At 72.1% G+C, this 14,199-nt stretch carries 11 protein-coding genes and 1 pseudogene; all 12 read left to right on the forward strand.

All coding sequences use genetic code 11. The features are described from left to right. Nucleotides 1-352: 352 nt before the first annotated feature. Nucleotides 353-1,370 (forward strand): annotated as a pseudogene (locus LUZ64_RS38085) (ATP-binding protein); the annotation flags it as partial. 916 nt (nt 1,371-2,286) lie between these two features. Then, the gene (locus LUZ64_RS16755; RefSeq protein WP_087925836.1) at nt 2,287-2,718 is read left to right on the forward strand and encodes a roadblock/LC7 domain-containing protein; all 432 of its coding nucleotides are present in this window, start codon (nt 2,287-2,289) and stop codon (nt 2,716-2,718) included. Then, complete coding sequence (locus tag LUZ64_RS16760) at nt 2,715-3,077, forward strand: DUF742 domain-containing protein (RefSeq protein ID WP_095578588.1); 363 nt, start codon at nt 2,715-2,717, stop codon at nt 3,075-3,077. The genes LUZ64_RS16755 and LUZ64_RS16760 overlap by 4 nt, the downstream gene beginning before the upstream one ends. Beyond that, entirely contained in the window at nt 3,055-3,714 is a 660-nt protein-coding gene (locus LUZ64_RS16765; RefSeq protein ID WP_095578587.1) for a GTP-binding protein, read from the forward strand. Before LUZ64_RS16760 ends, LUZ64_RS16765 begins: the two co-directional genes overlap by 23 nt. Before the next feature lie 80 nt (nt 3,715-3,794). After that, nucleotides 3,795-5,240, forward strand: a complete 1,446-nt coding sequence (locus LUZ64_RS16770) for a cytochrome P450 (RefSeq protein ID WP_232389871.1) — start codon at nt 3,795-3,797, stop codon at nt 5,238-5,240. Then, entirely contained in the window at nt 5,222-6,334 is a 1,113-nt protein-coding gene (locus LUZ64_RS16775; RefSeq protein WP_232389870.1) for a cytochrome P450 family protein, read from the forward strand. Before LUZ64_RS16770 ends, LUZ64_RS16775 begins: the two co-directional genes overlap by 19 nt. Nucleotides 6,335-6,585: 251 nt before the next feature. Continuing rightward, nucleotides 6,586-8,637, forward strand: a complete 2,052-nt coding sequence (locus LUZ64_RS16780; RefSeq protein WP_095584879.1) for an APC family permease — start codon at nt 6,586-6,588, stop codon at nt 8,635-8,637. A gap of 147 nt (nt 8,638-8,784) precedes the next feature. Beyond that, nucleotides 8,785-10,122 (forward strand): class I SAM-dependent RNA methyltransferase, encoded by a 1,338-nt coding sequence (locus tag LUZ64_RS16785; RefSeq protein WP_095584878.1) that lies wholly within the window; start codon nt 8,785-8,787, stop codon nt 10,120-10,122. A 446-nt stretch (nt 10,123-10,568) separates the two neighbouring features. Next, a complete protein-coding gene (locus tag LUZ64_RS16790; protein WP_095584877.1) occupies nt 10,569-11,423 on the forward strand; it encodes an ABC transporter ATP-binding protein in 855 nt (284 codons plus the stop codon). Next, nucleotides 11,420-12,283: an ABC transporter permease gene (locus LUZ64_RS16795; protein WP_095584876.1), complete on the forward strand. Its 864-nt coding sequence runs from the start codon at nt 11,420-11,422 to the stop codon at nt 12,281-12,283. Before LUZ64_RS16790 ends, LUZ64_RS16795 begins: the two co-directional genes overlap by 4 nt. After that, on the forward strand, nt 12,280-13,548 hold the full coding sequence (locus LUZ64_RS16800) for a sensor histidine kinase (RefSeq protein ID WP_095584875.1): 1,269 nt from the start codon (nt 12,280-12,282) through the stop codon (nt 13,546-13,548). Before LUZ64_RS16795 ends, LUZ64_RS16800 begins: the two co-directional genes overlap by 4 nt. Continuing rightward, nucleotides 13,545-14,177: a response regulator gene (locus tag LUZ64_RS16805; protein ID WP_095584874.1), complete on the forward strand. Its 633-nt coding sequence runs from the start codon at nt 13,545-13,547 to the stop codon at nt 14,175-14,177. Before LUZ64_RS16800 ends, LUZ64_RS16805 begins: the two co-directional genes overlap by 4 nt. The last annotated feature ends 22 nt before the right edge of the window (nt 14,178-14,199 follow it).

Below are 14,199 nucleotides of genomic sequence, written 5' to 3' on the forward strand. Positions count from 1 at the left end.
TCGACTCCGTCACCCTCGGCGACTCCGACGCCATCGCCCGCGCCGTCCTCACCCTCCCACCCGTCGCCCACGTACCCCCCGCCCTGCGCCGCGAGGTCGCCGACGCGGAACTGACGGGCGTGATCGTGTGAGCGCGTCGCCGGGCCCGCCCGTACGGGGGCCGCGAACGCGCTGAGGGGGCGCACGCTACGGTCGTGACATGAGGCGTATGTCTGTTCGGTAACTCGTGAACGAAGATCGGCCAGACGCCCATCCGCGTGGTTAGGATGATCCGCGTATTCCGTTTTGGACGGGACGTCAGGACGCCACCTGTCCCCGCCGACCGCATGCCCCCTTCGTCCACGAGGAATTGATGTCACATCACATACCGGAGGTGGTGAGCTGGTGTCTGGCCATCGTGCTGGTCGCCGTGGCGGTGCTGCTGGTGCGCCAGCGGGGGATCACCGCCGCCGTGCGCAGGCGGGTCACCGCGCTGGAGGAGAGCCTTCAGGCGCGTGACACCGAGGTGCGGCACCTGGTCGCCGTCCGGCTGCCGGCCGTGACGGCCTCCATGCACCAGCCCGTGCCCCTGCCGGGACTGCTCGACGAGCGGCTGACCGGCACCGTGTTCGCCCAGGGCCTGCAGTCCGTGATGGACACCTTCACCCAGGCCGTGGACAAGGCCCAGGCCCGCGCCGACCAGTCGGCGAAGGCGGCGCTCAAGGCGTCCATGCGCGCCCTCCAGGGGCTGGCGCACGAACAGCAGCTGGCCATCTCGGACATGCAGGAGCGGCACGACAACCCCGATGTGCTGCGCGACCTCCTGCAGATCGACCACGCCAACTCCCAGTTCGGCCGCCGCGCCCAGGCCATCTCCGTGCTGTGCGGCTCCTGGCCCGGCCGGCAGCGCACCGCGTCCCCGCTGACCGACGTCGTACGCGGCGCCACCTCGCGGATCCGCGACTACCGGCGCGTCCAGGTGCACAACCAGGCCGATCTCGCCGTCGTCAGCCGGGCCGTGGAGCCCGTGGTGCTGGCCGTCGCCGAGCTGCTGGACAACGCCGCCCGCCACTCCCAGCCCAACACCACCGTCCAGGTCGGCCTCCAGCCCGTGCACAACGGCGCCTGCGTGGTCATCGACGACGCGGGCGTGGGCATGGACGGCCAGGAGGTCCAGCGTGCGGCCGCGCTGCTGTCCGGGCAGCGGACCGTCGACGTCTCCCGGCTCGGCGACCCGCCGCAGTTCGGCTTCCCCGTCATCGGCGTGCTCGCCGCCCGTTATGGCTTCAGCGTCTCCGTCGACACCCGCTCGCCGTACGGCGGTGTGCGGGCGGTGCTTTTCCTGCCCAGCGCGCTGCTGGTGCACCTCGAACTCGACGGGCCCGACACCACTCCGCTCGGCCCTCCCGGCCGTACGGCGAAGGCACCCGGCGGCGGACGGCGCGGGGCGGACGACGCGCTCGCGTCGCCCGGTGCGGGTGCGGGTGCCGGTGCTTCCGGTGACTCCGGTGCCCCGGGGTCTTCTGCTGCCCCGGGTGTCTCGGGCGGCTCCGGCGTTGCCGGTGCTTCCGGTGCTTCCGGTGCTTCCGGTGCTTTTGGGGCCCCAGGTGTCTCCGCTGTCCCCGGCGGTGCCGAAGCCGCCGGGGCAGGGTTCCCCGGGCAGCGGGTCCCGGGCGGTGTTCCGCACGCCGCCGACGAAGCCTCCCGCGGCGGCCACGCCGACTCGGCCGCGCACGGCGGCCCCGGCGCACGCAGCGGCCCCGGCGGCCCCGGTGCCTACGGCGGTCCGGGCGCTTCCGGTGCCCACGGCGGCCCTGGCGACCGCAGCGGTCACTCCGACCCCGGCGCCCGTACCGGCCACGCCGCCCACGCGGCGCCCCCGGCGCCCGGGACACCCGCCCCCGACGCCTTCCCGCCGCCGGCCGCCGCCGCCTCTCCGGACGTTCACCCGGGAGCCGTCACCGGTTCCACCGCGGGCGGTCTGCCCAAGCGCCGCCGCAGGCAGCCCTCGGCGGGCGCCGGGCAGGACGGGCCGCCGCCCGCCGAGCGGACCGTGGAGATCCTCGGCCTGGGCGGTATGACGACCCCGCCCGGCGGCACGCCCCTCGACCTGGACGGACCGCCGCCCCGCAGCGCGGAGGAGACCGCCCGGCGCATGGGCGCCTTCGCCCGCGGTACCCGCTCCGGCCGCGCCGGGCACACGGGCCGGCCCGGCCGCTCCGGTCGCCCCGAGCACCCCGGTCGCGCCCCCCGCCACGGCGGCCACCCCGAACAGCCACCCGAAGACGACGAAGGGAACTTCCCAGCGTGAACGACCACCTGAACAACGAGCTGGGCTGGATGCTGGACGAGGTCGTGAAGATGCCGGAGGCCCGGCACGCGATCCTCCTCTCCTCCGACGGCATGCTCCGCGCCCGCTCCGAGGGCATCGAGCGCGACGAGGCCGAGCGGCAGGCCGCGGCCCTCTCCGGCCTCCAGTCCATCAGCCGCTCCACCGCCGAGTTCTGCAGCCCGCAGATCCAGCAGTCCGGCCCCTGGCGGCAGACCCTCGTGGAGTTCGCGGGCGGCTACGTCTTCCTCATCGCCGCCGGCCCCGGTGCCTACCTCGCCGTCTCGGCCACCGAGCACGTCGACATGGAGGCCGTGACCTACCGCATGCAGAAGCTCGTCGACCGGCTCGGCAAGGAGCTCACCAGCCCGCCCCGGCGGGACGCCTGGCAGGGCGGCAGCCCGGCATGACGCCGCCCACGCCGAGGCGCGGACAAGGATTAGTACGGCCGTACGTCGTCACCGACGGCCGCGCCCACCCCACCCGCAACACGTTCGACCTGGTCACCCTCGTCATCGCCCAGTACGACCGCCCGCTCGGCGGACTGAGCCCCGAGAAGTACCGGCTCATGGAACTCTGCCTCGGCGGGCCGCTGTCCGTCGCCGAGATCGCCGGCCACCTGGTGCTGCCCGTCAGCGTCACCAAGGTGCTGCTCGGCGATCTCGTGGACAGCGGTCACCTCATCACCCGGGCCCCCATCCCCTCGGCACAACTTCCCGAGGCCCAGATCCTTCAGGAGGTGCTGGATGGACTCCGCGCTCGCCTCTGACGGAGCGCTCTACCTGCGGCGGTCCGTGCGGACCGCCGCGAAGCTCCTCGTCGTGGGTCACTTCGCCGTCGGCAAGACGACCTTCGTCGGCTCGCTGTCGGAGATCCGGCCGCTGCGCACCGAGGAGACGATGACGCAGGCCGGGGCGCTCGTCGACGACCTGGCCGGCATCGACGGCAAGACGACCACCACGGTCGCCATGGACTTCGGCCGCGTCACCCTCAGCGACAGCCTCGTCCTCTATCTCTTCGGCGCCCCCGGCCAGCAGCGCTTCACCCGGCTCTGGCAGGACATGACGCACGGGGCCCTCGGCGCGCTCGTACTGGCCGACACCCGCAGACTCGAACAGTCCTTCGACGTCATGGGGCTGCTGGAGGAGCACGGCCTGCCCTACGCCGTCGCGATCAACCACTTCGACGGTGCCCCGTCCCACCCCGAGGAGGAGATCCGCGAGGCCCTCGACCTCCTCCCCGAGACCCCGCTGATCACCTGTGACGCCCGCGACCGGATCTCCTCCACCCGCGCCCTGATCGCCCTCGTGGAATACCTCCAGGCGCGACAGGCGGCCCCGGCCCCCTCCTTCACCGGTGCGGCCGGGTACGGCGAGCAGCCCCGTACCGCCCAGGAGCCCGTGTGACCCCTCACCCCGACGCCGGCCCCGCAGCGGCCCCCGGCGCCCCGCCGGGCTGCCCCGCGCACCAGGGCGCCGCGACACCGATGTACGGGCCCGACTTCGCCGCCGACCCGCAGGCCGTCTATCAGCGGCTGCGGGCCCTCGGGCCCGCAGCGCCGGTCGAGCTGGCGCCCGGCGCCCACGCCACCCTCGTCACCGACTACCGGGCCGCGCTCGAGGTGCTCCGCAGCCCCGAGATCTTCGCCAAGGACGCCCGCCGCTGGCGCGCCCTCGCCGACGGCCGGGTCGCCGCCGACAACCCCGTCGTGCCGATGATGGCGTACCGCCCCAATTGCCTCTTCTCCGACGGGGACGCCCACCGCCGGCTCCGCCAGGCCGTCACCGACTCCCTGTCCCGGATCGACCCCAACGCCCTGCGCGGCTACGTCGAGCGCAGCGCCGACACCCTCATCGACCGCTTCGCCGGCCTCGGCGAGGCCGACCTCCTCGGCGCCTACGCCAAGGTCCTGCCGCTCCTGGTCTTCCAGCAGCTCTTCGGCTGCCCGCCGGAGCTCGGCGACCGCCTCGTCGAGGGCTTCTCCGGCATCTTCGACGGCGTCGACGCCGAACGCGCCGACGCCCTCATCGCCGACAGCCTCGTCGAACTCATCGGCCTCAAGCACGCCGAGCCCGGCGCCGACATGACCTCCTGGCTCATGGCCCACCACGCCCGGCTCACCGACGAGGAGCTGATCCACCAGCACGTCGTCCTCATCGGCGCCGGCACCGAGCCCCAGCAGAACCTCATCGCCAACGCGCTGCGCCTGCTGCTCTCCGACGACCGCTTCGCGGGCGACCTCGCCGGCGGCAGCATGCCCGTCGAGGACGCCCTGGACGAGGTCCTCTGGCTCGACCCGCCGATGGCCAACTACGGCGTCCACTACCCCGTGCAGGACGTCGACTTCGGCGGTGTGCCGCTGCGCGCCGGCGAGCCCGTGGTCGTCAGCTTCGCCGCCGCCAACACCGACCCGGCCCTCCTGTCCGACCAGCGCACCGGCAACCGCGCCCACCTCGCCTGGAGCGCCGGCCCGCACACCTGCCCCGCCAAGGACGCCGCCCGCCTCATCGCGGCCGTCGCCGTCGAGAAGCTCCTCGACCGGCTGCCCGACCTGGAGCTGGCCGTCCCCGCCGACCGGCTGGTCTGGCGGCCCGGCCCCTTCCACCGCGCCCTCACCGCCCTGCCCGTCCGCTTCCCCCCGGTCCACCCCACCAGGCCCGCCCCCGCGCCCGTCCACGACCTCGCGGCATCCGGCGTCCCCGCCGCCGCGGGACCGCCGGGAGCCCCGTACCACCCCCGTCAGAAGCAGGCCGAGACCCCTGGAGACAGCCGATGGAAAGCCAGCTCAGTCAGCTCAGTCAGCTCAGCAAGCTCAGCTCCGTCGCCATCGACCCCACCGGCGGTGACATCCACGGCGAGGCCGCCCGGATCCGGGCCCGCGGAGCGGCGACGCCCGTGGAGCTTCCTGGGGGAGTGGTGGCGTGGGCAATAACGACCCAGCCCCTCCTGAAGGAGCTCCTCACCGACCCCCGCGTCTCCAAGGACCCGCGCCGGCACTGGCCGGCGTGGATCAACGGTGAGATCTCGCCGGAGTGGCCGCTCTTCACCTGGGTCGCGGTCCAGAACATGTTCACGGCCTACGGCACCGACCACAAGCGCCTGCGGTCCCTCGTCGCCCGGGCCTTCACCGCCCGCCGCACCGCCGCCCTGCGCCCCCGCATCGAGGAACTCGCCCAGGGCCTCCTCGACGACCTCGCGGCCACCCCGCCCGGCCGGCCCGTCGACCTCCGCGAGAACTACGCGTACCCGATCCCCATCCAGGTCATCTGCGAGCTGTTCGGCGTCACCGACGAGGCCACCCGCGAGGGCCTGCGGGCCTGCGTCGACAGCATCTTCCACACCTCCGCCGACGCCGACGAGGTCACGGCGACCTACGCCCGCGTCTACGAGATCCTCGGCGGCCTCGTCGCCGCCAAGCGCGCCGCCCCCGGCGACGACATGACCAGCATCCTGATCTCGGCCCGCGACGAGGACGGCTCCCGCCTCACCGAGCAGGAGCTGGTCGACACCCTGCTGCTGGTGATCAGCGCCGGCCACGAGACGACCGTCAACCTCCTCGACAACGCCATCCACGCCCTCCTCACCCACCCCGACCAGCTCGCCCTCGTCCGCGAGGGCAAGGCCGACTGGGACGCGGTGATCGACGAGACCCTGCGCGTCCAGGCGCCCGTAGCCAGCCTGCCGCTGCGCTACGCCACCGAGGACATCGCGCTCGACGGCGTCACCATCCGCCGCGGCGAGCCCATCCTGGCCGCCTACGCGGCCGCCGGCCGCGACCCGGAACTGCACGGCGCCGACGCCGACCGCTTCGACGTCACCCGAGCCGTCAAGGACCACCTCGCCTTCGGCCACGGCGTCCACTTCTGCCTCGGCGCGCCCCTCGCCCGGCTGGAGGCCGCCGTCGCCCTGCCCGCCCTCTTCGCACGCTTCCCCGACCTGGCCCTCGCCGCCCCGGAGGAGCTGCGACCGGTGGAGTCCTTCATCTCCAACGGGCACCGGAGCCTGCCGGTGGTGCTGTCGCGCTGACGGCCGCTCCGACCGTCGCCCCGACCGCCGCTCTGACCGCCGCGCCTGCCGGGTCGGCCACTTCTCCGGGTTCCCGGAAGCCGTCGCACGCGGTTTCCGGGAACCCTTCGCATGTTTCCGGAGGCCGCTTATAACCCCGGCCGGGGCCTTCGGGCGCCATTATCGGAGCGTCTTAACGCCCCTTTAACGGATTCCGGCTCACACGGGCAGCCGGGTGGGCGGCATCCATATGGAACCCTTACGATCCCTGGGTGTCCAAATTGACCGACCTGCCGAAACGGATCCTCATCGGGCGGGCGCTGCACAGCAACAAGCTGGGAGAGACCCTTCTCCCCAAACGCGTCGCGCTCCCCGTCTTCGCCTCCGACCCTCTTTCCTCCGTGGCGTACGCGCCGGGCGAAGTGCTCCTCGTGCTCTCCGTGGCAGGTGTGTCGGCCTACCACTTCAGTCCCTGGATCGCCGTCGCGGTCGTGGTGCTGATGTTCACGGTGGTCGCCTCGTACCGCCAGAACGTGCACGCGTACCCCAGCGGTGGCGGTGACTACGAGGTCGCCAACACCAACCTCGGTCCCAAGGCCGGACTCACCGTCGCCAGCGCCCTGCTCGTCGACTACGTCCTGACCGTCGCGGTCTCGATCTCCTCCGGCATCGAGAACCTCGGCTCCGCCGTCCCGTTCGTGGTCGAGCACAAGACGGCCTGCGCCGTCGGCGTGATCGTGCTGCTGACCCTGATGAACCTGCGGGGCGTCAAGGAGTCCGGGAAGCTCTTCGCCATCCCGACGTATATCTTCGTCGGCGGCGTCTTCATCATGATCGCCTGGGGCGCGGTACGCGGCCTGATCATGGGCGAGACCATGAAGGCGCCCACCGCCGACTACACCATCCACGCCGAGCACCAGGGCCTGGCCGGCTTCGCGCTCGTCTTCCTGCTGCTGCGCGCCTTCTCCTCCGGCTGTGCGGCGCTCACCGGCGTGGAGGCCATCAGCAACGGCGTGCCCGCCTTCCGCAAGCCCAAGAGCAAGAACGCGGCGACCACCCTCGCCCTCATGGGCGGCCTCGCCGTCACCATGTTCTGCGGCATCATCGCCCTGGCCATGGTCACCAAGGTGCGGATGGCCGAGCACCCGGCCACCGACCTGCTCAAGGACGGGCAGCCGGTCGGCTCCGACTACACCCAGAACCCGGTGATCTCCCAGGTCGCCGAGGCGGTCTTCGGCAACGGCTCGTTCCTCTTCATCGTGCTCGCCGCCGCCACCGCCCTCGTGCTGTTCCTGGCCGCCAACACCGCGTACAACGGCTTCCCGCTGCTCGGCTCGATCCTCGCCCAGGACCGCTACCTGCCGCGCCAGCTGCACACCCGCGGCGACCGGCTCGCGTTCTCCAACGGCATCGTGCTGCTGGCCGGCGCCGCCGCCATACTCGTCGTGATCTACGGGGCCGACTCCACCCGGCTGATCCAGCTCTACATCGTCGGCGTCTTCGTCTCCTTCACCCTCAGCCAGATCGGCATGGTCCGGCACTGGAACCGCCATCTGGCCACGGAGACCGACCCGGCCGAGCGCCGCCGCATGATCCGTTCCCGCGCGATCAACACCTTCGGCGCCTTCTTCACCGGCCTCGTCCTCGTCGTCGTGCTGCTGACGAAGTTCACCCACGGCGCCTGGGTCGCCCTGCTCGGCATGGTGATCTTCTACGCCACCATGACCGCGATCCGGAAGCACTACGACCGGGTCGCCGAGGAGATCGCCGCCGAGGACGAGCCGGGCGACGAGACCGTGCGCCCCTCCCGGGTGCACTCCATCGTCCTCGTCTCCAAGGTCCACAAGCCCACGCTGCGGGCCCTCGCCTACGCCAAGCTGATGCGCTCCGACACCCTCGAAGCGCTCAGCATCAGCGTCGACCCGGCCGAGACCAAGGCCCTGCGCGACGAGTGGCACCGCCGCGGTGTCGACGTCCCGCTGAAGATCCTCGACTCGCCCTACCGCGAGATCACCCGGCCGATCATCGACTACGTCAAGAGCCTCCGTAAGGAGAGCCCGCGCGACGTCGTGAGCGTCTACATCCCCGAGTACGTGGTGGGCCACTGGTACGAGCACCTGCTCCACAACCAGAGCGCGCTGCGGCTCAAGGGCCGGCTGCTCTTCACCCCGGGCGTCATGGTCACCTCGGTGCCCTGGCAGCTCGATTCCTCCGAGGCGGCCAAGCGGCGGGCCCGCAAGCGCGCCGAGTGGAACGCGCCGGGCTCGGTGCGCCGCGGCCCGGTCGGCGAACCGAAGCGGGAGAAGGCGGCGACGAAGAAGTAGCCGCGCGGCGCCGCCCCGGAAGGTCAGGAGTGCGGTGCGGTGGGACGTAGACTGGACGGCTGTTGCCGTCCGGCCGTAACACCGCGCCGCACTCCATCGTTCTCACCCCTTTCGTTCTCACCCCTAACTCCTGGAGCCGATCCCGCCATGCAGCACGACACCGACGCATCGCTGATCGGCCACGAGTACGAGGTGGAGGTCGGCCCGGTGGCCCACGGTGGCCACTGCGTGGCCCGGACCGACTCGGGCCGGGTCCTGTTCGTCCGCCACGCCCTCCCCGGCGAGCGCGTCCGCGCCCGCATCACCGAGGGCGAGTCGACGTCGCGCTTCCTGCGCGCGGACGCGGTGGAGATCCTCGAAGCCTCCAAGGACCGGGTGCCTGCCCCCTGCCCGTTCTCCGGCCCGGGCATGTGCGGCGGCTGCGACTGGCAGCACGCCAAGCCGGGCGCCCAGCGCCGCCTCAAGGGCGAGGTCATCGCCGAGCAGCTCAAGCGCCTGGCGGGCCTCACGCCCGAGGAGGCCGGCTGGGACGGCACCGTGATGCCGGCCGAGGGCGACAAGCTCCCGGCGGGCGAGGTCCCGGCCTGGCGCACCCGCGTCCAGTACGCCGTCGACGCCGAGGGCCACGCGGGCCTGCGCAAGCACCGCTCGCACGAGGTCCAGGTCATCGACCACTGCATGATCGCGGCGCCGGGCGTCACCGAGCTGGGCATCGAGAAGCGCGAGTGGCCGACGCTCGCCTCGATCGACGCGATCGCGGCGAGCGGCTCGGCGGACCGCCAGGTCATCCTGACGCCGAAGCCGGGAGCCCGCCTCCCGATCGTGGAGCTGGACAAGCCGGTGTCGGTGATGCGCGTCGGCGAGAACCGCCGCGGCGAGAAGCAGGTCCACCGCGTCCACGGCCGCCCCTTCGTCCGCGAGCGTGCCGACGAGCGCACGTACCGCGTCGGCGAGGGCGGCTTCTGGCAGGTCCACCCGCAGGCCGCCGACACCCTGATCAAGGCCGTCATGCAGGGCCTGATGCCCCGTAAGAACGACATGGCCCTCGACCTGTACTGCGGCGTCGGCCTCTTCGCCGGCGCCCTCGGCGAGCGCATCACCGACAAGGGCGCGGTCCTCGGCATCGAGTCCAGCAAGCGCGCCGTAGAGGACGCCCGCCACAACCTCCAGGACCTCGACCGCGTCCGCATCGAACAGGGCAAGGTCGAACAGGTCCTCCCGCGCACCGGCATCGACAGCGCCGACATCATCGTCCTCGACCCGCCCCGCGCGGGCGCCGGCAAGCAGACGGTCCGCCACCTGGCTTCGCTGGGCGCGCGCCGGATCGCGTATGTGGCGTGCGACCCGGCGGCGCTGGCGCGGGACCTGGCGTACTTCGCGGAGGAGGGGTACAGGCCGGTGACGCTGCGGGCGTTCGATCTGTTCCCGATGACGCATCATGTGGAATGCGTGGCGATTCTGAAGCCGGTGGAGAAGAGCGCCTGACCCGCATCAGAGCGTCCTGCCCGGGAATCGGCCCAGGGCAGGACGCTCGGCTTCGCGGCGGTTAGCTGTCGTGGAGCCCACTCCTGCCGGAGTGTCTTTCTGCCTCCCCCTCAATTGGCGCAGGGCACAGGGGTGGGCATACGGCTTCATCGGTTCGGACGTCGGCACGTGGCGACTCCGCTCCTGCCGACTGCCAGTGGTGGCCGGACCGCACTGGCCTCGCACCCCCCGGCGTTCCCCTGGTGGCGTCACGCGTGCGCCTCCCAGATTGCTCTCGCCCACGCGAGGATTGAGTAGAGGGGCCCTCGCCGTCCGGCGCCCCTCGGCTCGGCCCTGCCGCGCAGCGCGAGGCGACCTGACCACACCCCCCTTGTCCACCGAACGGTGGACACCACTCCGACCTACCGGTCGTCCCGCCGGTTTCCCCGTCCCGCCATGCTGGAGCCATGGCAGAAACAGCAGTACGGGTCCGCGGATTGCGGAAGGTCTACGGTGACCACGTCGCCGTCGACGGTCTGGACCTCGACATCCGGCGGGGTGAGATATTCGGCATCCTCGGGCCGAACGGCGCGGGCAAGAGCACCACCGTGGAGATCCTTGAAGGGCACCGCACGCGGGACGCCGGTGAGGTGGACGTGCTCGGGGAGGACCCGGGCAAGGCGTCGCGGCGGTGGAAGTCGCGGATCGGGATCGTCTGGCAGAACGAGGTCGTCATCGGCGACACGACGGTCGCCGAGACCGTGCGGCACTTCGCGCGGTACTTCCCCGACCCGCGGGACCCCGAGGAGATCATCGACCTCGTCGGGCTCACCGAGAAGGCCAACGCTCGCGTCAGCGGTCTCTCCGGTGGTCAGCGGCGCCGTGTCGACGTCGCCATCGGGGTCATCGGCCGGCCCGAGCTGCTGTTCCTGGACGAGCCGACCACCGGTTTCGACCCGGCGGCCCGGCGGCAGTTCTGGGACCTGATCCGGTCGCTCGCCGACGGCGGCACGTCCATCGTGCTCACGTCGCACTACCTGGACGAGGTCGAGGCGCTCGCCGACCGGCTGGCCGTCGTCGTCAAGGGCAAGGTCGTCGCCGAAGGCGACCCGGCCACCCTCGGCGGACGCGCCTCCGCGCAGGCCCAGGTCTCCTGGCTCGGCGCCGACGGGCCCATGACGCACCGCACCGACTCGCCGACCACGGTCGTCGCCGAGCTCGCGGCGTACTTCAAGGGCGAGATCCCCGAGCTCACGGTCACCCGGCCGTCCCTCGAAGACATCTACCTCGGCCTCATCAAGGAGCAGGAGACAGCGGCATGACCCAGACTCTCGCGGGCAACCGGCCCGCAACCGGCCCGCACCCGGCCGGCGGGTCGGGCAAGCTCCCCGGCGCCTTCCGCCTCGGCCTGCTCCGCGGCGGCCTGGAGATCAAGGGGTTCTTCCGCAACCCCGGCGCCGTGGTCTTCACCTTCGCCCTGCCGATCATGATGATGACGATGTTCGCGTCGATCTTCCGTGACAAGGTCGAGGGCGCCGGGATCACCGTCTCCCAGCTGTACGTGGCCGCGATGCTCGGCGCCGGTCTGATGTCGACCAGCTTCCAGGCCATCGCCATCGGCATCGCCACCGAGCGCGAGGAGGGCAACCTGCGCCGCCTGGCGGCCATGCCCATCCCGCGCAGCTCGTTCTTCTTCGGCAAGCTGTGGCTGGTCCTCACCACCGGCGTCGCCGAGACGGTGCTGCTGCTGATCTTCGGCGTCTCCTTCTTCGGCCTGGAGCTGCCGTCCGACCCGGCCAAGTGGTTCACCTTCGCCTGGGTGCTGATCCTCGGCCTCATCGCCTGCTCCCTGCTGGGCATCGCGATGAGCAGCGTCCCCCGCGACGCCAAGAGCGCCACGCCGATCATCACCCTGCCCTTCCTCGTCATCCAGTTCATCTCCGGCGTCTACATCCCGATCAATTCCATGTCCGGGTGGATGCAGAACGTGGGCGCCTTCTTCCCGCTGAAGTGGATGTGCCAAGGTTTCCGTGCGGTCTTCCTGCCTGACCAGGCCAAGGTGCTCGAGCAGGCCGGAGACTGGGAGCTCGGCCGGGTCGCCCTCGTCCTGGGCGCTTGGTGCATCGGAGGACTGGTTCTGTGCTTGACGACATTCCGCTGGAAGGGTCGGCGCGACGGATGACCGTGCCCCCCGCGGCCCCGCAGCCGGGCGTCCGTGTCACCCACGCGTGGCAGCGGAACGCCCGGCTGTGGGATTTCCACTGCGGTACGGCGCTGGTGGCGGCGGAGCTCTTCGTCGCCTTCTCGCACGGGCCCGGCCTGTGGGTCTGGCTGATGAACGGCTGGCTGCTGCTCTCCGTGCCGCTGTACGTGACCGTCGGCCGGCCGGCCCTCCGTGGCGACCCGGAGAACTCCCGGCGGGCCGTCGCCTTCTGCGCCGGCATGGCCGTCCTCTACACCCCGGCGGCGATGCTCGCCCAAGAGGCGTCCGTCGCCATGGTCGCCCTGGCGCCGCTGCCGTACATGCTGCTCGACCGCCTCCGGGCCATGGCCTACCTGCTGGTCTACAACCTCGTCCCGCTCGTCGGCTGGACGTTCCTGATGTGGGACGCCCCCGGCCACCTGCTGCGCACCACCCTGATCGCCGCCGTCGTCACCGGCTCCTCGCTGGGCATCGGCGGCTGGGTCGAGAGCATCGTCGTGCAGAGCAGCGAGCGCGCCGAGCTGATCCGCCGACTCGACGAGAGCCGTGACGAGCTGGCCCGCCTCTCGGTCGCGCACGGCGCCATCCTGGAGCGCGAGCGCCTCGCCAGGGAGATCCACGACACCCTCGCCCAGGGCTTCACCAGCCTCGTCATGCTCTGCCAGGTGCTGGAGGGCGAGCTGGAGAAGAACCCCGAGCAGGCCCGCCGCTACCTCGACCTGATGCAGCGCACCGCCCGCGAGAACCTCGCCGAGTCCCGCTCCCTCGTCGCCTCGCTCAGCCCCGCCCAGCTCGACGACAGCTCGCTGGACGAGGCCGTACGACGCCTCGGCGACCGCCTCGCCGAGGAACTCGGCGTCGAGATGGCCGTCCACGTCTCCGGCACCCCCTGCGAGCTGCCGCCCGCCGTCGAGGTCGTGGCCCTGCGAGCCTCCCAGGAGGCGCTGTCCAACATCCGCAAGCACGCGCACGCCACCCGCGTCGAGATCTCCCTGACCTACACCCCCCAGGGCCTGGAGCTGACCGTACGGGACGACGGCCGCGGCTTCGTCCCCACCGCGCGGCGCTCCGGCAAGGGCTACGGCCTGCCCGGCATGCGCGCCCGCGTCTCGGAGGTCGGCGGCACCACGGAGCTGACCAGCGCCCCCGGCGAGGGCACCCGGCTGACCGTACGGCTGACGGCCGCGGCCTGCCCCCCCGACGCGCACGCCCAGACCGCACCGTTCCAGGAGGCCCACCGATGATCCGGATCCTGCTCGTCGACGACCACCCCGTGGTACGGGAGGGACTGCGCGGCATGCTCGACGTCCAGCCCGACCTGGAGGTCGTCGGCGGCGCCTCCTCCGGGCCCGAGGGCGTCGCGCTGTGCGCCCGGCTGGAGCCCGACATCGTCCTGATGGACCTGCGGATGCCCGGCGGCGACGGGGTGGAGGCCACCCGGAAGATCCGGGCCGCCCACCCCGCGACCCGCGTCGTGGTGCTCACCACCTACGAGACCGACCGCGACATCCTGCGGGCCGTCGAGGCCGGTGCCGCCGGCTACCTCCTCAAGGACGCCTCCAGCGGCGACCTCGCCGACTCCGTACGGGCGGCCGCGCGCGGCGAGACCGTACTCGCCCCCACCGTCGCGGCCGCCCTGGTCTCCCGGCTGCGCGGCGGCGAACCGGACCGGCCGCAGCTCTCCCAGCGGGAGCTGGAGGTGCTCCGGCTGGTCGCCGAGGGCTGCACCAACTCCGAGATCGGCCGCCGGCTGTTCGTCGGCGAGAGCACCGTCAAGACCCATCTGCTGCGGAGCTTCAACAAGCTCGGGGTCTCCGACCGCACCGCCGCCGTCACCCGGGCGATGCAGTACGGACTGCTCTCGACCGACTGACCGCCCCCGGCAGGCGGGGTTG

Origin of the sequence: Streptomyces albireticuli, assembly GCF_021228125.1 — a bacterium.
In the GTDB taxonomy this organism is placed as follows: domain Bacteria; phylum Actinomycetota; class Actinomycetes; order Streptomycetales; family Streptomycetaceae; genus Streptomyces; species Streptomyces albireticuli.